Consider the following 24,291-nt stretch of genomic DNA (forward strand, 5'->3'; position numbering starts at 1 on the left):
TCTAGGTCAGTTCGAGGCGCCGCAAAAATCCATTGCGTTTTTGGCCTTGAGAGCAGCAGCCATCTCCACTCGCAGGAACTGGCGGTGCTTTACCAGAAGAACGAACAACGCGTCTTGCTTGATCGCATCTTCGATTGCCACAAGATCCAATGTGTCGTGGCTTTCGATATTGGGTTCGACGGCCAAGACGTCGTAGCCCTGTGACTTCAGATCCAGAGCGATCTCTAGCGCCGGTGACTCGCGGAGGTCATCAAGGTCAGGCTTGAACGCCAGGCCGAGACATATGATGCGCGGCTCTGCGCCGCGCGCGGCGCGCCAACCTTGTGCCGACGCCTTGATCTTTTCAATGACCCACCGGCTCTTGTGATTGTTGACTTCGCGCGCAGTGCGGATCAGGCGGGAATTTTCCGGGTCGGATGCGACGATAAACCATGGGTCAACGGCGATGCAATGACCTCCAACGCCCGCGCCGGGCTGCAGGATATTCACACGCGGATGCCGGTTGGCAAATGCTATGACCTTCCAGACATCGATACCCTTCTTGTCGCAGATCATCGACAATTCATTAGCAAATGCTATGTTCACGTCGCGGAAGCTGTTTTCAGTGAGCTTGCACATTTCAGCGCATGCCGCTTCCGTCTCCAGAACATCTCCCCGTACAAAGCCGCGATAGAACTCCGCTACGATCCGTGAAGATTCCGGCGTCAGGCCACCGACCACGCGATCATTTTCGACAAGCTCGGTCATGATCTTCCCGGGCAACACGCGTTCAGGGCAATAGGCGATGTGCAATCCGTCAGGATCGACGCCATGAGCGCGAAGTTCGTCGGCGACCTGCTGCGTCGTGCCTACAGGCGACGTCGATTCCAGGATTACAAGGTTACCAGGTCTGACGTGGGGCGCTATGCTACGCGTCGCGGCCATAACTATATCGACGTTCGGTTGAGGGATGGGACCACCCTCATGAAATGGCGTTGGAACGGCAATGATGAAGACATCGGCGGGGTGCGGCGTCATGTCAGCTCGCAGATTTCCCTGCGATACCGCTGAATGCACGAATGCGTCGAGGTCTGGTTCAACGATGTGGATAAGGCCCGAATTGATGGTATCGACAGCCCTGCGATTTACATCCACGCCAATGACCTGATGCCCCTTGCTTGCAAGCAGGGCAGCTGTAGGGAGGCCGATATAGCCGAGACCGACCACACAGACTTTTTGCTTCAAACCAAAATCTCCCTCAAATGTGTCACGATGCGCTCACATGCATTGCCATCGCCATAAGGATTATGCGCATGCGCCATCGCCTGATAGTGCTCTGCGTCGTCTAGTAGCGCGGACAGTTCCGCGACGATACGAGCCTGGTCGGCGCCCACCAGGCGCACGGTGCCAGCATCGACTGCTTCCGGCCGCTCCGTCACGTCGCGCATCACCAGAACAGGCTTGCCCAAACTCGGTGCTTCTTCCTGTATTCCACCGCTGTCCGTCAAGACGATATGGCAGTGTTGTAGCAAAAGAGCAAACGGCTCGTATTCCTGCGGAGATATGAGATGAATGTTTTTGATGCCAGAGAGGGCAGCATGCACATGAGAAGCAACGTTCGGATTCAGATGCACAGGATAAACAAAGTGGACGCCCGGATAGCGGGCTGCCAACTCTGCCAGTGCCGCCGTGATCTGTTCGAAGCCCTGGCCGAAATTTTCCCTTCGATGGCCGGTAACGAGCACATACCGCTCCGACACCAGAGGGAAATGAACGAGCTCGGCCAGCTTCAAAAGGATGGCATCTGCCCGCGCCGGTTCGCTGGCCAACCGTTTCAGTATCCACTGCAGAGCGTCGATCACCGTGTTGCCGGTCTTGAATATCTTTTGCGCGGGAACGGCTTCGGCCGCCAAGTTGGCAACGCTCTTATCGGTCGGGGCGAAATGGACGCTTGCCAGGCGGCCGACGAATTGCCTGTTCATCTCCTCAGGGAAGGGAGCATGCAAGTCATGCGTACGTAGCCCGGCCTCCACATGGCCGACGGCAACGCCGGAATAAAAGGCTGCAAGGGCGGACGCAAAGGCCGTCGTCGTGTCGCCATGAACCAATACGATATCGGGTTTCTCGCTCTCAATCACAGCCTTCATTTCGACCAGTATCCGCGCTGTGATGTCGAAAAGGGTCTGACCCGGGCGCATGATATCCAGATCGATATCGGGTACGATGTTGAAGACGCCCAACACCTGATCAAGCATATCCCGATGCTGGCCAGTGACGCAGATGCGGAGATCGAATTCGTCGTGCTTCGCCCTAAGCGCATGGCATAGGGGCGCCATCTTGATCGCTTCAGGCCGGGTCCCAAAAACAACGAGTATTTTCTTCATGGTAGCTTACTTCAATATGCGCGCAGCGAGGGCTCGGTAATCCAAGAGACGCGATGCGATTTTTAGGGACTGGGCGGACATCGATGCCAAGACATCTGGATCTCGGGCAATGGCTCGAAAGGCGGAAGGCAGGTCGTCGGGCTCCCTCAGCAGCCAGCCATTGCCATTTACGAAGGGTGCATGACTCGGCACATCGTCCAATACAACCGGGCAACGGGCGCAGAGTGACATCTGCATTGTTGCAGACTGTGTTCCCGGTTGGACATAGACATCTGTTGCGCAGAGCAGGTCGCCTAGTTCGTCAGCGCCCTTCCAGCCTAGAAAGCTAATTCGCGTATCCGTTGCGATCAGAGCCTCGGCCTCTTCGCGTATTTTCTCATCGAACGCGCCAGCGACAACGAAGCGAAGGTGATCACCTTCGGTCTTGATGAACGCACGAAGACTTTCCAGTATCTTCTTGCGTGGGCCCATTTTGCCGGACTGCATCAGCATGACTTGCCCATCCGCCATGCCGACATTGAGGCGACCACGCTCCCTACGAGCAGCATATTCCGCTTCATCGAAGACCCGGCCGCCCAGTGGATAGAACTCCAGGTCAGCCCGAGGAATCCCATAGCTCGTTTCAACGAAATCCATCGTTTCTATCGAAACGCAGAGAACCTTCTCGAAATGCCGGCGGCATAACTTGATGATGGACGCGTAATAAAGGCGATGCAGGAAATATTTCGAAACAAAGTTGCGGCCACTGTTATTCTGGTCTTCGTGGCTGTCAACGTAAAGCTTCACCCGCGGATAGCTGCGTTTGTATTTCGCTGCGGCAAAAAGCTCCCAGCCGCAAAGCCCGTGAAAGAGGATAACGTCCGGGCCGATTTCCTCAAGCAGCCGAAATACACCGGGATGCGGACGCAACTTCCGCATGATCTTTTGTGGCAGGAATTTTCGGTAGGGCAATCGGATTACTTTGGCGCCATCCTTGCCCATATATACTGACGGCTCGACATAGGTCAGCCGTCGATCCGCACCGAAATTCTCGGTGGACGCGACGACGACTACATCGTGACCATCGATCACGTGCTGGCGGACCAGCTCATTCTCCTGGTAGCCGAAGCCATCCACATAGAAGCAGGAAAGGCAGAGATGTACAATCTTCACAGAAAGCCCTCTTGCCTCAGCAATTGCTCCGGGTCGGGGAACAGGGGGGCAATCCGCCTCAGTTCATGATCGGGCATATCCCACCATTTCATTTTCAGGAGCCCCTCGATAATTTCGGGGCTGAACCGCATTCGAATGAGGCGAGCCGGATTGCCGGCAACAATTGCATAGGGCTCGACATCTTTGGTTACGACGCTGCCCATTCCGATCACTGCGCCGTGACCGATTGTCACTCCACCCTTGATTAGAACCTTGTCTCCGATCCACACGTCATGCCCAATGGTCGTTCTGGCGCGCCATTGGTAGGGATGCTTGGAGAACTTGGCTTTCACGCTGTCGCGGTGAGACAAGAAGACCGGGCTGGTGGAGACGTATTCCATCGGGTGACGAGATCCTCCGATGACGGCGCCCCCGGCGATCGAACAAAATCCACCCACGTCGCAATCTATGATCGTGCAATCGTAGCCACAGAATGAATGTCGATCGAAGCGTGAACGAATGATTGTGCTGCCGGCCTCCAGCTTGGATGTCGGATGAACAAGACTATCGGCGATCGCGTTGCCGCGCGCCTTCTTTAGCAGTCTTGAAAAAATGTAACCGAAGGAAACCATACCAACTCGACTATTATCGCAAATCCTTGAGACCATCGGCCGAGTAGGCGACATCACCCGACTGGCTCTTAGGCCCTGAAGTCCGGCAGGCCTGCCAGGTCAGAACAGCGTGGATCAATAGACTAAAGGACCAAACGGCTGCAAGTACAACCATGAACTGCCCAAACCGCAGCGAAAGCCAATAGGTCAGCGCCGTCGCTATGAGCAATGTAATCAATCGCGCCGCATCCCAGATCAACTGCACATGTGTGCGCCCGAGATAGCTTAGTGTCATCGAGACTGGCGTCGTCACGAAATCGGAAAAGAGCATCAATGACAGAAGCGTTGATACGATGCCGATGTTATCCCAGCGCGCGCCGAAGATGGTTGTGCCCCAGGCATTCATCACGATGACAAGGAAGCCTACGGCAAATACGCCCACGATAGAAAGCCGAAACAGCATCATCAGATATTCGCGGGCGAGTGCACCCTCGGGCTTGTTACGAAAGGTTCGGAACTCGGATGCGTAGACTTGGGCCACAGCCTGCCCGAGCATACCAAGTGGGCCGCCGCAGGCACGCATAATGAGCGCGAAAAGCCCGGCCTCATAAAGACCGTACATGTAGCTCAAAGCCAGAACCGGTACCTGCTGGGCAGCGAGATTGAAGAGCGCGGCTGGCGCCAGCGTCAAGGGAAATCGCTTGTAATCAAGGAAAGTCGCCTTGAGTTGCGGACCCCTTCGCCAGAGCACCATGCCGCCGCGAAGGCTTAGCCGCCGCAGGCCACTCATGGCGCCCACCATGTAGCCAATGGCCTGTGCCCAGATCATGCCGGCGGCGCTATGATGCGCCAGCCCAAAGGCCAACTGCCCGCATCCCGAAACGATACCCTGCAGAATCTTATTCTTGCCGACGCTCCTTATGGCGCGTTGGCGTAGCAGGAGGGCGTTGATCAACTGCGAAAATGCAAAGCTGATTGCGATTACAGGCACAGCAAGAAAAGGCAAGTCCTTCCACGAACCACTGCCCGGCAACATCGACATTGGCAGGACGTTGATGCCAACGAGGACGATCAACGACGTGGCAGTTACGAGAACACCACCAAGGAATGCGATGCGGATCGCCTCAATCGGCCCATGTGCGATAGGGATCGCATGTTCGAGACGACCCGTTCCAACTGACCCGACAAGCGCGCCAAAGCCGAGGATAACCGCAAATGCACCCACTTCCTGCGGCCCATAGAGGCGCGTAATCACAGGCGAAATCAGCAGAAGAAAGCCTTGTGCAATGGCGGAGCTGATCGTCAGGAACATATAGCTTGATATCTTGGACTTCATACCAAAGCCGACAGACTCAAGTCCCCTGCCAAGGTAACGCTTCAGGCACGTCAGAACTCGCATCATTCCTGTTCCCGATTTCCAGCCGGAACTATTTGCTTCGATACTCCCGGAGCGACAAAACGCGTGCGGTACAACCAGAGCAAGATAACGGCCATTCCAAGGCCGTGACTCAATAATGTTGTGAACAGATCGCTGTCGGCAAGGGCGGTTCGCAACGGTCCGATAGTCATCGCTGACACGAACCAGAGCGGGGCACCTGAACGGACAATGGTGTTCAAGACGCTGAGCACGAGGCCGAGAATTACCGAATAAAGCAAGACGCCCCAAATACCTGCCTGAGCGTAGCCAGCAGGAACGAGGCCCATATTCGAAGCGCTGTCTGCTCCCGGAACGAAGTATCCGCCAAGCAATCGCGGAATGTTGACCCCGACATATTCACCACTGGAGAACGACGCTAGTACCTTGTCAGCCCAGTAGACATGCGGGTGGAAGGTGAAGAAGTCGAACCACTGAAAGGTCATGCCCGAGGGCACAAAAAAGGCGCGCCGGATGGCAATTTCGGCAACGCTTTCGATGTCGCGAACCTCAAAAAGAAGGAGTGCTACAAGAATCCCGACTGCCGCCGCGTAGGGCATCGGTGTCAAATGCTCAAAGCGTTCAAGATAGAACCAGACAGCTATGGCCAGGAAGGGTAGGAAGAGAACGATTCGATGGCTTGTCAGCCCGAAGAAGAAGAACTGTGCAGTGAGCAGGAGACCGAGCCAGACGAATTTCCGGTTTAGCAGGCAAACGCAGATCAGGAAGATCGTGAAGACTTTGTAGACCCAGAGATTTAGGTAGGACAGCGCGCCCACGTCCAGCAACGCGGCAACGTTATCCCGGAAGGTATAAATCTTGCGGACGTCAAGATTGAAATAGGCGAGAGCACCCGAAAAATAGGCCCAGGCAAAGAGGTAGAGTACAGCCGCTGCCGAAATCGCGACAGCGAGCAGCGGCCCCTTCGGAACGGGAATCCGCGAAATGAAATCAGGAATTGGCATCCTCGAAACGAGGTCCACAAGCAAAAGCGCGCTCATTGTATATATGACCGGTTCGATCGGTCGTGCAGCATTCAGTCCGAACTCGCTTGTCAGGGGGCCGATGAGGAAGAACGTCGCCATGACGAGAAAGACATTGCTGACATCCCGTGGCCGTGAGCTTAAGACCGTGGTGAACAACACGAACATAAGCAGCGAGCAAAGGTAGCGCGTCAGATCAACATCGTAGAGGAAGTTGATGGGCGTGTCGAAATAGTAAATGACATAAAGAAATTTCTCGTAGGAAATGTCCAGGAAGAGCCGAAACACAAGGAAACCAAGAATCAGAAAAAGATCTCCCTTTTTCGATAGAATCCAAGTCTGTAAAATACTGTGCACTACCTTGGTCTCCAGTCGATGCATCCGGTGACAGCTGATCGATATTTGCTGCCATGCTCAGGGCATGCTCTTCTAAAATTCGTAACTACAAAGTCCAGAACGTTCAGGAGGCCAAGAATGCCCTTTGTCTTCCTGGATATGACTGGCGGAAATACTCAAAAATATGCCTTATTATCGAGTATCGACTTCATCCTGCTGTAGGCTTGCGTGAGCATTTCTGTTTCCGGAATTGATGGTTGAACCTCGTCGATAACGGCGAAGGCATCGCTGCGCTCATCTACGGTCGCTCGGCTGTAATCGGCATAAATATCGATTTTGACATCGGCGAGATCCGAGCCAATGGGATCCGGAAGACGAACTTGATAGTTCCCATTCCTCATCGGCATGAAAAGACAGTCAAATTCGAATTTACCGCGCTTGGGTTCAAAATCGTCGCCGTATTCAAGTGCGCAGGGCAGGAAGCTGAGCTTCGTGCCCTCCGGCAGCTTGATCTTGTAGCTTACCAGCATGAAGGCGCCCCATGGTGCCGGCTCACGCTCTATATTGGTAATGACGGGCCAATAGTCGGTCAGAGTGCTAAGCTTGCGCTTTCGTTCCTCGCTATCGGCCTTGGACTTGGCCACGCTGGCTTTGACCACAGCCGGATCCATCGTAGCAAGCTTGGCGGACGCGGAATTTGCAATTGCCAATTGTGCGTCGGCGGCGCGCATGATTTCACCGAGTACAACGTTCCGGATAACCGGACGATCGCCGTACCTCTGCCGCAATTCGTCTCCAGGCAACTGCCTCAAAGCCCATTTCAAATTTACAAGCTGTGGTTCGGATATTTCGCCGTAGCGAAACTGCCGGGACGCCTCGAAGGCGGCGCTTTTGGTGCCTTCACTGGCATCGAGCCGCGCGTGGACGCCTGACCCCGGGAGAAGTTTGGACGCAACGCCAATGATTAGCAGGACCGCCAGAGTAAAAAGCTTCCAGCAAAAGCTCAAACGGTCTTTTTCTTGCTCCATCGGCCTCTCCACTCGTTGAAACGTCGCCTTCAGGCATCTGATCTGTCAGTCGAACGACAGCCCACCGACGCCGAAAGTCTCCGCCCATTTCGCCAGGGAGTATAGCCGCCAGCGCAATCCTTGATTGATTTTCGCGAGCCCCTCTCTCTTGAGAGCATCGCGGGCGCAGAGGTATCTTATCAAGTCCGAAGACGCAATAGTGCTGTCTATCGCAGAGGCGTGACTGCGCATCCAGCGACTTTCCGGCGATTCAAATCCGAACTTATGCTTGCGCCAGACAATCTCGGCGGGCAGCCGCGTTTCCATAGCCTTGCGAAGAAGGTGTTTTCCCCAGCCATCAGTCAACTTCAACTCGGTTGCAAGCGAGGTTGAAAATTCCACCAACCGGTAATCGAGGAACGGAAGCCGGGTCTCGATAGCGTGGGCCATCGAGTTTTTATCTTCGTATCGGAGCAGAACTGGCAGGTTCGTTTTCCTGATCTCTCTTTTCTGCAGAGCGAAAAGATCAGTGCCATCAGCGCCCGTCCGGTCCACGCTCTGTGCAGCCAAGGCCTGCTCAGAAAAGAGGCTGCTTGGGATACTGATGCCCGCGCGTCTGAGCCCCGGCGCGTGAAAATAAGCAAGGTTCCACAAAAGTGCCTTGAGAGCGCCTGGCCGCCCGTTGCGGCCAAGGCCGCCTAGAACGCCTATCGCATTACCGAACCGTGCCGAAAGCAGCGACCCTGCGAAGTGGTCGGCGAAGTAACGCTCATAGCCCAGCAGTATCTCATCCCCGCCCTGCCCATCCAGCAGCACCGTGATGCCGGCCCTGCGCGCCTCTTGCATGACGAAATACTGCATGAAGATCGATGTACTGGCGAAGGGCTCTTCCTGGGTGCGCACGACAGCGTCGATCGCACTATCGAAGTCGTTGTAATCGGGACGAACGGTGATCCAGTTCAGGCCAGCGCGGTCTACGACCTGCTTGGCAAAGCCAGACTCGTCGGTCAGCGGATCCTCGCTGATTGCAGTGATGGCGGAGAACGCCTGCCCGTCGCTGTCTGTCCGATACATCTCGCCGGCAATTGCCGCGATGCTGGAGCTGTCCATGCCTCCGCTGAGGCATGTGCCAACCTTCACATCGGACCTTAGCCGCAGCCTGATGGCATCCTTAAAAAGCGAGTCGAAGCCTTCAAGCGCCTGCCGCCCATCAAGGCGCTGGACGTCGGCATTGGAGGTAAGCTCATAAAAACGCTCAATGGTATAGGAGCGGCTATCGATGCGATAGATCAGGTTATGCCCGCCGGGCAGCTTGTTGACGCCTGCGAAGAAAGAACCTTCGATGTCTTCCGCCACACGCGACACGAGGAAGTTCATGGCGACACGCGCGTTCGCCTTGATTTCGCGAAACAACGGCAGCAACTGGCGTATTTCTGATCCAAAGCCGAAACCTGCAGCCGTATCGGCATAATAAAACGGTTTGACGCCAAAACGGTCGCGCGAACAGAAGACAATGTTGCGCCTTGGATCGAAAATAGCGAACGCCCACATTCCGTTGAACTTGCGAACGCAATCTGGCCCCCATTGTTCATAAGCGCTCAACAGGACTTCAGTGTCGGAGCCGGAGCGGAAGTGCCGGCCGAGCGCAATGAGTTCGTTGCGCAATTCGATATAGTTGTAGATTTCGCCGTTGTAGGTGACGACACAGCCGGTCTGCTCGTCCGCCATCGGCTGCTTACCGAGCTCGGAAAGATCGATAATTGACAGGCGTCGATGTCCGAGGGCCACGCTGCCCTGCGACCAAATCCCTTGGCCGTCAGGTCCGCGATGGGCCACGGCATCTGTCATCTGCTGGATAAGGTCCGGAAACGGCTGAGTTCCCGCGTTTGCAATAAGGCCTGCGATTCCACACATATCAGGGCAACCTGCTGCTCAATTGAGCCCTTTCGGGATAGTTAATCAGGACGGCCCGATGCCGGCCATAAAATACAAACATGCTTCCTGCGGCGACTGCGGAAGCGGATCCAACCGAAACGGCTTCGACAAAATCGTCAATATTTCTGGCACCACCGCAGGCAATGACCGGTATGGAGACCGCGTCGCTGACCGCGCGAATAAGTTTGAGGTCATAGCCGGACATCGTCCCATCGCGATCCACAGCATTCACAAGAATTTCGCCGGCTCCGGCTTTCTCAACGGCGCCAAGGTGGTCGCGCAGACTGACCGGTTCCCGCTTCCTTGCTGACCGCGAGACAAGCTCATAACTCCCGATCCACGTCTTGCGGACATCAATACTGCATACAACCGCCTGCGAACCGTAAATTGAGGCTGCTTGGCGGATCAGTTCGAGATTTCCATAGACGCCGCTATTGATAATCACCTTTTCAAAGCCGAGCCCGATGACGCGGCGGATTTGTTCGATATTTGTCAGGCCGCCGCCATAGGCCATCGGCATGAAGGCTTCGCTGGCAATGTCCCGCAACAGATCGAAGGGCGGCTCTCGGTTTTCTGGCGTCGCTGCAATGTCGAGGAAAACGAGCTCATCGACCTCCTTCTCATTGAAGATACGCACCGCGTTGATGGGATCGCCGACATATTTCGGGGCCTTGAATTTCACCGTCTTGACGAGACCTTGGCCGCGCAACAACAGAACTGGAATGACGCGGGTTCTAGTCATTGCATTTGTACTCATTGAAAGCCCGCATCAGGGCAAGGCCATGCCGTAGTGATTTTTCCGGATGGAACTGCACGCCGAAAATATTGTCGCGCTGGACCGAACACGTGAATTCGATACCATAATTGCAGGTTGCAAGGACATTGTGCGGGTCGTTGCAAGCCATGTAGTAACCGTGGACAAAGTAGTAGCGCGCGTCGGCCAGGGCGTTGTCGAAGAGCATTGACGAATGTTTGGGTTGGATCTCGGCCCATCCCATATGCGGCACCCTGAAGCCCTCAGCATTGGGAAAGCGCCGGCATTCCATGTCTATCCAGCCGAGGCCGGGTTGGTCGCCTTCGGCGCTTTTTTTACCAAGCATCTGCGCGCCAAGGCAGATACCGAGGACAGGCTTGCGCAGCTCTAGGGCAAACTCGTCGAGTGCGCCGCGCAAACCGGACCCCTGCAACATCTTCATCCCATGGTCGAAGTGTCCGACCCCCGGCAGGATGAGTTTGTCCGCCATGAGAATTTCATTTTTGTCTCGTGAAATGACCGCATCGGCCCCGGCCTTGCGCAACATGTTGCAAACGGATGCCAGATTTCCGACATCGTAGTCGACGATCACGATCATATCATTCCGCCCAGAAAGAGACCTGAAGCATCAGGAGTTCGGGTGCACTATCATTCCCTTGGACCGCAACCATTCCCGAAGCGCTGTCTTGAAATTGAAGAGCATGTAGTTTGAAGGATAATCACGGAAAGTCCGCGGAGGCGAGTCCATGATCTGCTTGAATTCCTCTTTGCTGATCGACAGCTTTTTCAAGATAAAATCCGTCTCCTCCTCAGCTTGGCGCTCGTTCTCGACATCGTCGGCCAAAGCCTGTTTCGCTTCGTCGCGCTGCATTTGGCCAGATAGGATCATGCTGGAAAGGTAAGAGCGCCGCTCGTCATAGCCGAATTTCCGGGGGCGGTAATAAAGCTGCTGCCATTTCGTAAATCGTGATTCAAAATGCTTGCCGCCGTAGTAACGGAAGCCGAGCTCGCGTTCCAAAAGTGCGATCGCATCGTTCTTTACATAGGGCATGTAGTTCAGCGGGCGTATGACGCGCATCCGCTTCACATATCTATTCCAGAAGTAGTAACGCAAGAAGCTAACACGCGGAAACGTGCTGAGCTTGATCGAGCCAAAGCGGCGATGCACCGCCTCGAGATGCCTCAAATCCATCGCGTTGTAAGCCCACTCTTCGGGCATGATTGACTCTGTGGCGATGTTGCCGCCGCTGAGAACATATCTCAGCCCGTAGGCCTGCGCATTGCTATAAAGCGAAGCGAAAAAGGCATGGTCTTGGGGGACATCCTGATTGGCAAGACCCGCACGCAGGAAGGAGCGCTGCAAGTCACGCATCTCCTCCCAATCCACGACGTAGGTATGAAGGTCGATATCAAGCTTGCGGACGATATTCTCGATATTCTTGGTCGCCAGTTCCGAGTTCCAGCCGCCATCGACATGGACGGCAAGAAGACGCAGGCCCAATTCCTTCCGGGCGACATAGGCGAGATAGGAGCTGTCGACGCCGCCGCTCAAACCGATAGCGCAATCGTAGGCCTTGCCTTCACCCTGGCGCTTGATCGTAGCAACAATCTCGTCGAGTTTCTGCCGGCCGTTGACGTCCGGATGCCAGTTAAGCCGGATATTGTTGTCGAACCCTCGACAATGGTTGCACACACCTTCCGCATCAAAGGATATGTCGGGATCGCTCGTATCCATAATGCATCGAGTACAAATCTGATATTGCATGGTGTACAGAATCCGAGGTTATTTAAGTGTTTAAGCCGATTTGGCGAGCATTCTCGAAAGTTCGGCGGCGCAGGTATCCCCGAAATGGCCGAAATTCGCCCAGGCTGCCTCGCGCTCGTCGCGGATTCTGCCGGGCCATTCCGTATCGTGTTGAGAGAGATTTCTCAATCCATCAATGACCAAATCTACCTGAGCGCCAACGACGATCCCGATGCGGTCACGAATGGCGAGTTCGATTGGAACGGTCCCGACGGCTTTCCAGTCAGAATTCAGGACCTTTGACGCAACATCGATGTAAAGCACCGGACGCTCCCGAATGAAGGCGAACTCCATGGCGAAGCCGGAATAATCCGCAATCATCATGTCCGCCGTCCAAATTGCCCGGCTTTCCTCAACGGAGTTCTCCAGGGTAAAGGCCTCATGCCCTTGCCATCGCTCGACCAACGGGCCGAGCAGCGCATCCCCGGCGATGAAAAACGAGGGATGCGGGCGTAGCGTCACTCGATAGCCTTCCGCAATAAGCCGCGCGATCAGCGGCTCGCCCATGGTCTCGATGATATTTCCCTTGCCCCATGAAGGTCCGATGAGGACATGTTTTCTGCCGTCGTTGGAAACGTCGTGAACAGGGCGGGTTTCTAGCAGTCGTTCTGCCTTCCCATATCCGATTAGGATGGGGCGTCGGTCTCTTCTGCCGGCAAGTTGGTTCATCGCCTCAACTTCCGCGACGTGATGCGTGCCACAGCAGAAAATATCCGTGTAGGGATCGAACGTACCGGCCGGGTAGACCATATGCAGGCTCACCAGCGAATGCGGTATCGCGATACGGTGAGTGGCCTGCCTCGGCATATGCTCCGCCTTTAGTCCGCTTGTTGCGGTCACGATGGCGCGTGTCCGCAGGAACCTGAATAGGCGTGCAGGGACGTTGATATATTCACCCGCTTGAGGCGTGACGAGGTCCGGGCCAGCGAGGGCACAGGTGAGGCCGCGAGCCCGCGCCGCTGCATAGGCCGGCATCACCCACTGAAGGTCAACTTGGCTACCGGCGGCAAAGACAACGTCGTATGTCCGACCCAAACGATGACGGATCAGCGCGGCGGCTTGGCGAAGTCCTTGTCCGCCCAACGCGTATCTAAGGAGCTTTCCGATTGCCATCGGCTATCACCTCGCTCTCGATCAGAATTGCATTGATGTCCTTGAGTAGCAGCGCATAGCGCAGGCAGCCCAGCCATGAAAATAGCATGAAGCCGATCCACGAATTGTGCAATGCAATAGCGATGCCGAACGATAATGCCGATATGACAAAATAATGTAGCTGTGTTTTCAGGTCGATATGCTGGCGATTGAACGTGTTAAGCGCTACGGAAAGTGGCGTGAGATAGATCATCGCTCCGAAAAAGGGTGCGAAGATCAACGAGATCCAGCCAGCTGTCATCCATTGCGGTCCCAGAAGCAGCCGGAAGCCGATCGGATAGCTGAGTGCTATGCCCAGTGTCGCTGAGACGGCTGCGAAGAAGATCATCCGGCGTGCGCGGGCGAACTGATTGAACAACGCTTCATTCTGGCTACGGACGGCTTCCGTCAGCAAGCCATAAAAGACTTGGTATAGTGTTCCGCCAATCAGGCTGACTGGCCCAAAGCCGAAACGAAGAACATAGGCATATTGTGCGGCAAGATCGGCGCCGAACCATTTGCCGATGACGACAACCGGTACGTTGTAGGCGATCAAGTTGAGGAAGTTCGACGGCAGCAGGAAAAGTGGCGCGTTTGCCGCATTTCGCAATGTTTTGGCCATGGCGGCCCAACTGCAGCTTTCGGCAAGTTCGCTCAATGGCAGGCTGAAGGCCGCATATGAGACGCCAAGCACGAATACAAGGCTCGCCTGCACGGCGATCATCTCATCAATGTCTCTCCGCTGGCTCAGAATGAAGCCTGCCAGTACACCGCTCATCAGGAGCGCCTGAAACAACCGTGCAGAGGCAACATGGCGAAATCGGTTGCGTCGCACGTTATACATCTCGCCGAGGCGCTGGATGGCCGCTCCACTGATCCATGATGCAATTGCCGCCCAGTGACCGTATCCCGCCAGGAACGCTGCCGCAGCGGCGAGAATCGCCATTGGCAGTGGAAGCAATGCTACTGCCTTCAGATAGGGCCGAATTTCGTTGTCGGGAACAGCCGGAATCAGCATCTCGTAACCCAGCATTGCGGCAGGCGTAAGCGTGCTGGCAATGGCGAAAAACACGCTGTAGGTACCAACATCCGAAAGCGGATAGAACTTGGCGAGGATCACCAAGTTGAGAAGCTGGATGGCCTGGGCAATGACGGTACCCGTCATTAGCGCGCCTATCCGCTGCAAGAGCGTGGACTTCCTGAAACGCGCGATCCACCCGCTGATAGTCTTGGTCATAGCAGCCTTCCGGACGTCAGCGGCACAACCGGGACAGCGCGCGGTCGCGCAGCAGCCTGTGCATGGTGTAGTAATGTCCGTCGCCATGCACCTGTGCGCTTGCCGGGAGATTGGCCAAGTCGCCGTCGCCGTTTCGGCCAGGTCCCTTCAGGACATCGACAAGGAGCGAGGCTCTGAGATGTGGATCGTAGCAATGGATCAGAGCCTCATAGAGCACGTCTGGTGCTGCATTCAGGCCAGGCCAACGAGGCATCGCATACTCGGCCGTCGCAATCAGATTGCCGGTATCGATGCCTGCATCCATATAGAAACAGCTTGCGCCCGGTTTCTCGCGCGCCAGCATCGACCAGAGCAGGCCATCCGATCCCTTCACATGAGGGACAACTCCGGGATGGATGTGCAGGATGCGGAAACCCTCTTCAAAAACCGCTGCAGGCACCCGGCCGCCTGAGCAGTAGAGGAAGGTGCCTGCGCCGCAAGTGCGCATTGCCTCCCGCAAACGTGGATCGGCATAATCCTTGATGGTCAGATAATCGACACGATCGGCAAAATTCTCAAACCGGGGTTCGCGCCCTGGCTTCAGCTTGACAGGATAGTGCCGTTGAAGCCGTTCCTTCAATTCGCTCGAAATGCGCACCGATCTGTTTCGCCAGTGCCTCAAAAGCATGGCTGAGAGGCGTGTTCCGAGACGGCGCTGAAGTTTGGCCGCTCTCGCGCCTTCACCAACATAGTCAATTGCCAAAATGACGGACGGGCGGAACCCATGATTCTTCAAGGTCGCAAGATAGGCTTCCGTGACCGGGCAGCCGCCGCGAAACGCTAGGATGCCGAGTGGTATCGTCTTCATGACTGGTGTCGTTCCAGGGGGACCAAGGCGTCCAGTGTCGCCTCGGCGATCAAGACCAGTTCCGATGATACCTGTACGCCGGCAGGCGCAATGAGGCCATCGATCAGTTTAAGCGCCGAGTTGAGGAACCTCGCATCGTGATGACGCAAGGCTGCGAGCAGCATAATAGCGCAAAGTCGGTTGATGCCCGCGGCGGAGAGAGGCTCCGTTGTCGCAGGCCGCGAAAGATCGCTTTCGTAACGCGCGTAGAGTTTCCGTGCGACCTCTATCTTCCGTCGAAGCCTATCGAGCTGTGCGTTTGAAAGCTGTTCCAAAGCAAACTCTATCTGCTGAGCCAGCAAAGCCTCCAGATCGAACAGTGCAGAAGATCGCGGGTGGGTAACGCTGTCGGCCTCGCGCCACATAGGCTGACCACCGGCAATGATTCGGTCAATCAATGCCTGGACGCGATTCCTCCCTTCGATTTCAACCGGAAAACTCATCATGCCTTTACGTAGACCATAGCGATGCGGATGGCCGGAGATTTGTCATGCCTGAGTTTCCTGAATGTCGTAGAATGACTTGAGCGTCCCATTTGCCGCCATGTGATGATAAAGTTCCAGATCGGTCACACTGTCCACTTCCAGCCAACCGTTGTCCGCCGGCGAGACCTTCACGTCCCACCCCTGGTCGATCTGATACTGGATGAAGCTGGTCATGTACATGTTGTCGAAATCTTTGCCGTCGTAGGTCGCCGACCGATCCATCGTTTTGTAGAGTTGCTTCAGGGCCCGTACCTGATCCGCGCGGATCTTGATCAGGCCGATATACTGACCTTCAATGTCCGCATAGCTTTTCGGTTTTTTGCCCAGCTCAAGCAGCTGCCCTTCAGGGCCTAGCTTTAGGGTCTCTGCGTCGCTCAACGGATCATCGAGCCGAAGCTCCCAATACCGTCGCCATTGGCTATCGATGGCAACCGTGACCGCTGCATTCACCTTCATCAGTGCAGCGAGAACGCGGGTTTCGTAGACGATATCGCCATAGCAAATCAGTAGGTCCTGATTCTCGTCCATCAGGTGTTCCGCGCAAAAGAGCGTTGAAACCATGTTCGTGGATGCGAAGCGCGGATTCAGGCAAGTGGCAAAGCCGGCTGCGGCGATTTGGTCTGCGCGGTAACCGGCAACCACGGCTATATCGCTGATGCCGAGGCGGCGTAGCGTCGTGGCCTGCCGCTTCAGCAGCGGTATGCCGGCGAGCTCGACCATGCATTTTGGCCGGTCATCCGTCAAAGGGCGCAACCGCGTACCTTGACCTGCCGCGAGAACGAGAGCTTTCAATGGCCGTCTCCTATCACTCCGGAAATTGCAGCGTCTACAATCTGGCCTTCAAGCGGCGGTCGCGGGAGTTGCCGCATCAAGTACAGTTCGCGTGTTCCTCGTGCCATGGAGCGGCAGCTATCCCACGAGAAATGCCCGCGCATTTCTTCTAGCGCCGAATAGAACTCAGGATTGCCGACATCGGCCGAGTGAGTCTCGAAGACCAAAAGGCCTCCGCTCTCCATCATCGCGTGGATTCGCAGCAGATGGTCCTGCAGCTGCACGCGATAATTCTTGTCGTCGGTCCAATGGGTCGCAAACGACAGGACAACCGAATAGAGCCGTTCCGGTCTGTAATCGAGGAATGACTGGGCAATGAGTTTTACGCGGTCGTTCAGCTGCAGGTATTCGTTACAATGTTGCCCGATACGGATCATATAGGGATTGATGTCGATTCCGTCTGCGCTGCATCCCGTCCTGAAAGCGGAATAAAGTGTCATAAAGCCGCAATTGCAACCGATGTCGAGGACGTGGTCACTCGTCTTGATCAAGGCCGCGAGCTCGTAGGCATCGAATCGTTCCTCGGTTCCCCGTTCGCCGAAAATCTGAAGGATGCCTAGCGACTGGTAGGGATAACCGTGGAAATACGAATAGCTGTTATATTCGCGCCGTTGCAGGTCCAACTCGTGCCGAACCTTCTTGTGCAGTGCCGGCAGGTCAATGATGAACCGGTCCGAGGTCTGGTCGATCGTGTGCCTTTCAGTGAGACGGACGAGCTTCCGCGCCGAAACGATCAGGAAAATGCCAGACCGGTGCAGAAGCGACGCTGCCACAATCATCGAATGCCGAACGAACTTTTTGATCTTCGAAAGAGTGGGCGTTGCACCCGAAACCTGCTGGGTCATTCCGGTCTTTCCGCGTTGAACTGATTATCGTCGAGGCCGAGTGCCCGCGCCAGGAAGGCCAAGGCTTCGCTCGACAAAGCATCCTCGCGCTCGGGATGCCAGATGATGCCGGTTACGGCGGCGTCTGTGCTGTAGAATGCCTCGACCGAACGGTCGCTCGCCCAAGCCGCTGCGGTCAAGCGAGGGGCAAGCCCGTCCGCAGGGATCGCCCAGCCATGGTAGCTGTTAACGGCAGGGGGGCAGTGCCACGAGGGCGGCAATACGTCGCTCCAGATAATGGCATGGCGCTGTGCCACATGATTTGGCATTCGCTCCATCCGTCCGCCGGAGAGCTGGTTGATCATCTGTGCGCCACGGCAGACCCCGAGAACCGGAATCCCCTTTTCCGTGCAATAAGCGTAGGCCGCAGCTTCGAACTTGTCGCGTTCAGAGGCGCCGTCCGTCGCATCGGCAAGGGTTGCGATGTCGTTGCCGCCCGTCATAACCAGTCCGTCGATGCCCAGCGCCTCAAGATACATCTCGGGATTCTGAACCGTGTTTGCCAGCGGTAACGGACACCCGCCCAAGCGCTCGATCAGCCCGGTCCAGCGTTGGTCGAGCATGTCGCGCCGCTCCGAGATGCCGGATATGGAATGCGCACGCTGCGTTAGGCCGATACGTTTCATGATTCAGGTATGAACCTCTAGTTTCCGCGCCGCGCAGTCGAGCAAAATCATGCGCGCGGTGGAAAGTTGCTCAAAGCAGGATTCTCCCACGCCGATTGCGGCGGGCAGGCCAAGTTCTGCCGATCGAATCGCCATGTGCGAATTCGCGCCCCCATATTGGGTGACAAGACCGCCGATACCGTGCGCAAATAGCCAATCATATCCAGGATCGGCGCGTGGTATGACCACAATCTTGCCGGCGAGCGGTACCGTCGTGCCGGCTTCACCATCGGCCATCACAACGATCTCGGCCAGGAGCTTGGTTTGCCCGACAAAGTTGGGCACACTCGAAGGCCTTTCGAATGCATCAAAATCGTCGCTGCTGGTGACGAGCGGTGGAAGTTCGATGGCACAACGCAGTTCATATTCGCCGGCGCCTTCCTCTGCCCGCGCCGAAAGCCATGCTGTGGCATTCGCAGGGTGCGCACCAACACGCAATTTGTTGAGGTCGCTCACATCGATGTGAGACAGTGCCTCGCGGTCGAGACCGCCCATCTGGCCGATGGCCGTTAGTGCTGCGCTCAGGTTGCGGCTAAAGAGGAATTTGGCATATTCGCGGCCGGCGATAGCCCGACGGATGAAGTGTTCGAAAGCGTCAACACTGGTGTCAAGCTCAAGTGCCTGGAGCTGTTCCCCGATCTGCGTGCGAACGGCTGGGGACCAGGAATAGCTGACGCTTTGCGTGCTGCGCGCCTTGACCATCGGCTTCAGGTAGCGCTCCGGGTCGTCCGCGTAGGCATCGGAGGTGATTTCGTAGGTACCCGGCCTTAGATGTCCGTACCGGGCGACGAAGGCCTCAAAGGACAGCTGGCCCGTGTGAACATTTCCGCCGTCCTTCTCAAACATGCCGGTGACGGTTTCCATTGACGCCAGGAAGAGGCTTGTGTCCTGAGATGTCGTGATTCCAATCCGCTCAAGCGAACGAAGCAGAGCCATCGCCACAAAGGCGCTTCTTGCTAAATGGGCGAAAGCGAGAGTACCGAAGCGGCGGCAGTCCTCCAGCAATTCGAAAGCACGGTCCAGCGGGGCCATCTCCCGCGCTACCAAGGCATCATAGCGATCTTGGAGAATATCGAGCGTCGCATAGTCACTCTCGACGCGTGTGATCCCCTCACTGGTTATGTCCAGCAGGGCGCGCTTCAAGGTGGCGATGTCGCTCGCTGAAAAGCCGTTGGGGCCAAGCCGTTCTGCCGCCATGGTCTCGAAGTCGAAAGTCAGGCAGGTGAACGCGATGTCGAACTCCACCTTGTCATGCAGTTCAGGGTGCTGTGTAAGCCGCTCCAGATAGTGATCGACCAGTCGTCCGGCCAGGGACTCGCTCAGCGTCGCCGGTATGAAAGAGTTGAAGCTTGCACGGATATCGACATAGGGGTGTCCCGCAAAGCTGACGATGAGAGGGCAGGGGCGAACATCCCTGTACCCATATTCGGCGCGTTGCCGCGCCCAGGTGTCGTCGGTGATCAATTGGCGATAGATGGACAGCGCGAGATTGCGCGGCTTCGTGCCGACAATTTCCGCGGGGTTCCAGTCCGTCATCACGCCGAAGATCGGCTTGGTGCCAACCAGTCTGCTACCGCGTGAGCTGGCGCTGTCGAACCAGCGCGCAGCCTCGTCTAGGGCAAGGTCGATCGCCTCATCGGCCGCATGGCTCGCCTTGTGGCGGACGGCCAACGGCCGGAGTTGCAGGATGTGAACAACGTGGTTTGAGTCCATCGCGAATTCGATGTCCAGCGACGTATGCCCAACGAGGTCTTCAAGCTCCGAGATGGCGCTAATGACCTTGGCAATGCGCGGATCGAGGCGCTCCGCCGAACCGAGCCGGCTTCGGCGGACGAAGAGGGTTCTGAGACCGTGAAGCCCGCCACCGGTTACGCTGTCAGTTCTGGAGCTGCTATCGTCATAGTTCAGCACGCAGTAGGGAGCCCGATGGGTGAGCGTGCGTGTGAAAGCCACGCCGCTCAGCACGACGTCGTGCAGCATTTCCTGCACCAGAACCTGGTCCGTCGACAACGACGTTCCATAACTTGCGATGACGCGCTCGACGGCTTCGGCAATCTTGTCGGCGTCGCCCGCGGGAACGTTCAGGATACTCTCGTAGCTCCCTGCATTCGACGTGACCCAGCCATCCTCGGAATGGGCGCTGCTGCGGACGATGACGGCCATACGGCCGAATTTTGCCCGCACGGCATCAAGAACAACCTGCCTGCCTACCTGCCAGTTTCCAGCCGTAAAGCAGACCTGCTCACCGATGATGCTTGTTCTGACCAGGGGGCGCAGCCGTTCAAGGGTCTCAGCCTTGGTACCGAGAACGAAATGCGCCAGATCCTGAGGCGCATTCAGTTCGGCCCAGCGTCCGCGATTTTCAACGACCTCGATGTCGAGCCCCGCCGCGACGAGCCGGTTTATCAAACTCGGCATGTCAAGCCGCGCGAACTGTTCCGGATCTTCCTTCGCAGCCAGCGCCTTGACCGCGGCGATCGCATCGCCTGAAAGCTTTAAGACCCCAATCAGTTCGCCGTCGGCATCCGCCGCATCGATTTCACGGCCGAGCGCGACCTGGCCACCTTGGAGGCGAACCTTTTCGGCACTGGTGATATCTTGGGGGGAACGGCCATCATACCTCTCGCGCCAGCGCCTATCGACGCAAAGCGTTATGCTGGCCGTGCTGTCGGCCAGGTCATTTACGATCTCGGGGGAGAAGACCGTGTCCGAGTAACAGATATAGGTGTCACGCCCGGTTCCCAGAGGCGCGGCTAACAGGGAGCCGGCCGCGGAATTGGTCTTCCAATCGGGGTTCACCGAGAAATAGATGTTGGGATACTTAGCTACGATGTCCTGCAGCCGATAGCCGCCGACGAAATGAAACTCTGAATCCCTGACCGCAGAGAAAGCCTCCATGACCCAGTCGAGAACCCGACGCGAGCTTCCTGGCGCCTGTACCAGAGCCGAAGGATACGCCCCCGAATACGGCTTCCCTGCTCCGAGTATGATGACTTGCGGCCTGTTCAACGAAATCTCCGAAATGTTGGTCCTTCGCCTGCAGCGAAGGGCCACGGGCGACGGTAGACTTGTTTAAACAGTCCTGAGGGCGGCAGCAACGCGTGCCTGTTCGTCTGCCGTTATATATGGACTCATTGGAATGCTAAGGACTTCGGTTGCCACAAGATCGCCGATCGGTAGGTAGGCATCGGGATTTGCTACGGCGGGCTGCTTGTTGAGCGGCGCCGGATAATGCACAGCGGTCGGAATTCCCGCAGCCTTCAGGACTTCTTGTGCACGCGCCCGGTCCGCGACGCGGATCGTGTACTGCGCCCAAGCACTGACGCTATGCGGCGCGATGTAGGGGATAGTCTTGACGTGCGCATCGGCGAGAAGCTCGCCATAGCGTGCTGCAACTTCCTGCCGTTTCTCCATCTCCTCTTCGAACACAGTAAGCTTCTGGAGAAGGATCGCGGCTTGAAGTGTGTCGAGGCGGCTGTTCACACCTACGCGTATGTGATGGTAGCGCCGGTCCTGCCCATGGCGGGAAATCTGGCGCATCACGGTTGCCAGTGCTTCATCATTGGTAAAAATGGCACCACCGTCGCCATAGCAGCCCAGAGGCTTGCTCGGGAAAAAGCTTGCGCAGCCAATAGTGGACAAATTGCAACTTTTTCGCTGCTTGTAGGTCGCTCCGAAGCTCTGCGCGGCATCCTCGATTACCGGAATGCCATGGCGTTCCGCGATAGCGTTGATTGCGTCGAAATCAGCGCATTGACCATACAGGCTGACCGGAATGATGGCGCGTGTTCTCGGTGTAATGGCCGCCTCGAGCAAAGCGGGATCTAGGTTGAAGTCGTTTTCCTTGACATCAACATAAATAGGCTTGGCGCCAAGAAGCGCGGCAGTCTCCGCAGTCGCTATATACGTGAAGCCCGGTGTGATGATCTCATCACCTGGTCCGACACCCAAGGCCATCAGGGCAATTTGCAAGGCATCGGTGCCATTCGCCACGCTGATGCAGTAGCGCGCGCCTGTGAAGGCACAAAGCTTCTCCTCAAGCTCACCGACCTCCGGCCCTAATATAAACTGCCCATGCTCCAATACCCGCTGGATTGCCAGATCCATCTGAGGCTTCAGGCGTTTATACTGGCTTCTGAGGTCGATAAATTCCATTGTTCACCTTCGAAGGACAACTCAATTGACAGCTACGCAGCGGCCATCACGTAGCTCGTACCTTTGGCCGGTATGTTCACAGACTGTTTGCGAATTACCGGTCAGCGGCAAGTCGAGGCGCTCGCCAAACTGGCTCATCCAGCCGATTTGCCTGGCCGGCACTCCCACCATCAGCGCGTAGTCTGGAACATCGCGATTTACCACTGCTCCAGCGCCCACAAACGCGAATTCGCCGACTGTTACACCGCAGACGATAGTGCAATTGGCACCGAGCGAGGCGCCAAGGCGGACCCGTGTTTCCCGATACTCGCTTTTGCGCTCGATGAGCGCGCGCGGATTAAAGACATTCGTGAAGACCATGCTTGGGCCGCAGAACACGCCTTCCTCTAGCGTGACATTGTCATAGACGGAGACATTGTTCTGGATCTTGCACTTGTCGCCAATGGTGACTTTATTTCCCACAAAAACATTCTGGCCCAAGGATACGCCCGCGCCAATCTTGGCACCACCGCAAACATGCGCCCAATGCCAAATACGGCTGCCCTCGCCGATTTCGGCCCCTTCATCAACAATCGCGGTCGGATGAATAGTGATAGACATTTCAGAGTTCCAACGGCAGCGAGACCGTCTTTCCGTCCCGGGCCGACCGGTATGCTGCAATGAGCAGTTCCAGCGACTTCAGACCCTCACGGCCGTCTGTGTCGGGTTCGTGGCCATGCTTCAACACATCCACGACATTCTTGTAGTAAAGCGGGTGACCGAAGCCGTACACCGATGTCGTCTGGTAGCTAGCGGTTTCGATATCCGTGTCGTAATCTTTGGGTTCGGCAAATTGCCACATCTCAATTTTGTTGACCGCGACGCCGCCGATCCGGACGGCCCCGTTCTCTCCGAGGATCGTGATGCTGCCTTCAATATTGTTGGGATAGGCGAGCATCGTCACGCTCATCGAGCCTAGCGCACCATTTCTCCAGCGGATGTTCATCACGCCGGTGTCTTCAACTTCGATGTCGCGATACGTGCTGGTCATGCACTGGACCTTCTCGACAGGTCCGATGAGCCAGTCGAGGAGATCGACGTAATGGCTTGCCTGGTTCATGAAGGCGCCACCGTCGAGCTCCCATGTGCCACGCCATTTCGCTTGGTCGTAGTACGATTGCGGGCGAGCCCAAAAAACGTTGATCTGCACCATGTGGATCTTGCCAAAACGCTTTTCTTCAACCGCCCGTTTAAGCAGTTGCAACGTCGAATTCCGGCGGTTTTGCTTGACGACAAAAAGATGAACCCCGGCTTCATCGGTGGCTCGGACCATTCGGACACCGTCTGACCACCGGGTCGCCATCGGCTTTTCGGTCATCACATGTGCGCCATGCCTGGCCGCCAGCACTGCCTGATCGGCATGTATGCCGCTTGGCGTGCAAAGCGCGACCACGTCGGGCGTTACCTCTTTCAGCATTTCACCCAGGTCACCATAGCCAGGCACTGCATATTGCTGAGCGTGGGCGGCAAGCACCTCCGGATCGATGTCGCAGACCGAAACGAGTTCTATCGCCTCAGAATGCTGTTCGATTGAGCCGAAATGGTTTTTGGCGATGCGACCGCATCCAACCACCGCTACCCTAATTTTCCGACCCGTTATCCGCTGTATTTTGTTCACCTAAGTTGCCTTTATAGAAAGA

22 protein-coding genes are annotated in these 24,291 nt (G+C 56.3%); all 22 read right to left on the reverse strand.

Translation table 11 applies throughout. The annotated features are described in order from the left end of the window. Positions 1 to 6 precede the first annotated feature (6 nt). Positions 7 to 1,224 carry a UDP-N-acetyl-D-mannosamine dehydrogenase gene (gene wecC, locus AC1DV9_RS03095; RefSeq protein ID WP_477946113.1) on the reverse strand — a complete coding sequence of 406 codons (1,218 nt, stop codon included), beginning with the start codon at positions 1,222 to 1,224 and terminating at the stop codon, positions 7 to 9. Beyond that, the gene (wecB, locus tag AC1DV9_RS03100; protein WP_477946114.1) at positions 1,221 to 2,363 is read right to left on the reverse strand and encodes a non-hydrolyzing UDP-N-acetylglucosamine 2-epimerase; all 1,143 of its coding nucleotides are present in this window, start codon (positions 2,361 to 2,363) and stop codon (positions 1,221 to 1,223) included. Before wecB ends, wecC begins: the two co-directional genes overlap by 4 nt. Before the next feature lie 6 nt (positions 2,364 to 2,369). Next, positions 2,370 to 3,515, reverse strand: coding sequence for a glycosyltransferase family 4 protein (locus tag AC1DV9_RS03105; protein WP_477946116.1), 1,146 nt, complete (start codon positions 3,513 to 3,515; stop codon positions 2,370 to 2,372). Then, positions 3,512 to 4,126 (reverse strand): CatB-related O-acetyltransferase, encoded by a 615-nt coding sequence (locus tag AC1DV9_RS03110; RefSeq protein WP_477946118.1) that lies wholly within the window; start codon positions 4,124 to 4,126, stop codon positions 3,512 to 3,514. The genes AC1DV9_RS03105 and AC1DV9_RS03110 overlap by 4 nt, the downstream gene beginning before the upstream one ends. Before the next feature lie 13 nt (positions 4,127 to 4,139). Further along, entirely contained in the window at positions 4,140 to 5,507 is a 1,368-nt protein-coding gene (locus tag AC1DV9_RS03115) for a lipopolysaccharide biosynthesis protein (protein ID WP_477946120.1), read from the reverse strand. Next, positions 5,504 to 6,859 carry a hypothetical protein gene (locus AC1DV9_RS03120; RefSeq protein ID WP_477946122.1) on the reverse strand — a complete coding sequence of 452 codons (1,356 nt, stop codon included), beginning with the start codon at positions 6,857 to 6,859 and terminating at the stop codon, positions 5,504 to 5,506. Before AC1DV9_RS03120 ends, AC1DV9_RS03115 begins: the two co-directional genes overlap by 4 nt. Before the next feature lie 155 nt (positions 6,860 to 7,014). Continuing rightward, entirely contained in the window at positions 7,015 to 7,866 is an 852-nt protein-coding gene (locus tag AC1DV9_RS03125; protein ID WP_477946124.1) for a hypothetical protein, read from the reverse strand. 45 nt (positions 7,867 to 7,911) lie between these two features. After that, complete coding sequence (gene asnB, locus AC1DV9_RS03130) at positions 7,912 to 9,759, reverse strand: asparagine synthase (glutamine-hydrolyzing) (RefSeq protein WP_477946125.1); 1,848 nt, start codon at positions 9,757 to 9,759, stop codon at positions 7,912 to 7,914. A 1-nt stretch (position 9,760) separates the two neighbouring features. Next, positions 9,761 to 10,522: an AglZ/HisF2 family acetamidino modification protein gene (locus AC1DV9_RS03135; RefSeq protein ID WP_477946127.1), complete on the reverse strand. Its 762-nt coding sequence runs from the start codon at positions 10,520 to 10,522 to the stop codon at positions 9,761 to 9,763. Beyond that, on the reverse strand, positions 10,515 to 11,132 hold the full coding sequence (hisH, locus tag AC1DV9_RS03140; RefSeq protein ID WP_477946128.1) for an imidazole glycerol phosphate synthase subunit HisH: 618 nt from the start codon (positions 11,130 to 11,132) through the stop codon (positions 10,515 to 10,517). Before hisH ends, AC1DV9_RS03135 begins: the two co-directional genes overlap by 8 nt. Positions 11,133 to 11,162: 30 nt before the next feature. Next, positions 11,163 to 12,299 carry an N-acetyl sugar amidotransferase gene (locus tag AC1DV9_RS03145; RefSeq protein WP_477946130.1) on the reverse strand — a complete coding sequence of 379 codons (1,137 nt, stop codon included), beginning with the start codon at positions 12,297 to 12,299 and terminating at the stop codon, positions 11,163 to 11,165. 30 nt (positions 12,300 to 12,329) lie between these two features. Further along, on the reverse strand, positions 12,330 to 13,451 hold the full coding sequence (locus AC1DV9_RS03150; protein ID WP_477946132.1) for a hypothetical protein: 1,122 nt from the start codon (positions 13,449 to 13,451) through the stop codon (positions 12,330 to 12,332). After that, a complete protein-coding gene (locus AC1DV9_RS03155) occupies positions 13,429 to 14,706 on the reverse strand; it encodes a lipopolysaccharide biosynthesis protein (protein WP_477946133.1) in 1,278 nt (425 codons plus the stop codon). The genes AC1DV9_RS03150 and AC1DV9_RS03155 overlap by 23 nt, the downstream gene beginning before the upstream one ends. A 16-nt stretch (positions 14,707 to 14,722) precedes the next feature. Then, a complete protein-coding gene (locus AC1DV9_RS03160) occupies positions 14,723 to 15,553 on the reverse strand; it encodes a hypothetical protein (protein ID WP_477946134.1) in 831 nt (276 codons plus the stop codon). Further along, the gene (locus AC1DV9_RS03165; RefSeq protein WP_477946135.1) at positions 15,550 to 16,038 is read right to left on the reverse strand and encodes a hypothetical protein; all 489 of its coding nucleotides are present in this window, start codon (positions 16,036 to 16,038) and stop codon (positions 15,550 to 15,552) included. Before AC1DV9_RS03165 ends, AC1DV9_RS03160 begins: the two co-directional genes overlap by 4 nt. 42 nt (positions 16,039 to 16,080) lie before the next feature. Beyond that, entirely contained in the window at positions 16,081 to 16,869 is a 789-nt protein-coding gene (locus AC1DV9_RS03170) for a phosphocholine cytidylyltransferase family protein (RefSeq protein WP_477946136.1), read from the reverse strand. Continuing rightward, positions 16,866 to 17,753 carry a class I SAM-dependent methyltransferase gene (locus AC1DV9_RS03175; protein ID WP_477946138.1) on the reverse strand — a complete coding sequence of 296 codons (888 nt, stop codon included), beginning with the start codon at positions 17,751 to 17,753 and terminating at the stop codon, positions 16,866 to 16,868. Before AC1DV9_RS03175 ends, AC1DV9_RS03170 begins: the two co-directional genes overlap by 4 nt. Then, on the reverse strand, positions 17,750 to 18,418 hold the full coding sequence (locus tag AC1DV9_RS03180; protein ID WP_477946140.1) for a gamma-glutamyl-gamma-aminobutyrate hydrolase family protein: 669 nt from the start codon (positions 18,416 to 18,418) through the stop codon (positions 17,750 to 17,752). The genes AC1DV9_RS03175 and AC1DV9_RS03180 overlap by 4 nt, the downstream gene beginning before the upstream one ends. 3 nt (positions 18,419 to 18,421) lie before the next feature. Continuing rightward, the gene (locus AC1DV9_RS03185; RefSeq protein ID WP_477946142.1) at positions 18,422 to 21,355 is read right to left on the reverse strand and encodes a PEP/pyruvate-binding domain-containing protein; all 2,934 of its coding nucleotides are present in this window, start codon (positions 21,353 to 21,355) and stop codon (positions 18,422 to 18,424) included. 174 nt (positions 21,356 to 21,529) lie between these two features. Then, entirely contained in the window at positions 21,530 to 22,612 is a 1,083-nt protein-coding gene (locus AC1DV9_RS03190) for a DegT/DnrJ/EryC1/StrS family aminotransferase (RefSeq protein ID WP_310290473.1), read from the reverse strand. A 21-nt stretch (positions 22,613 to 22,633) separates the two neighbouring features. After that, positions 22,634 to 23,212, reverse strand: coding sequence for an acyltransferase (locus tag AC1DV9_RS03195; RefSeq protein WP_310290471.1), 579 nt, complete (start codon positions 23,210 to 23,212; stop codon positions 22,634 to 22,636). A 1-nt stretch (position 23,213) separates the two neighbouring features. After that, positions 23,214 to 24,269 (reverse strand): Gfo/Idh/MocA family protein, encoded by a 1,056-nt coding sequence (locus tag AC1DV9_RS03200; RefSeq protein ID WP_310290468.1) that lies wholly within the window; start codon positions 24,267 to 24,269, stop codon positions 23,214 to 23,216. Between the last annotated feature and the right edge of the window lie 22 nt (positions 24,270 to 24,291).

The sequence above is a fragment of the Rhizobium sp. 01L410 genome (genome assembly GCF_056400165.1).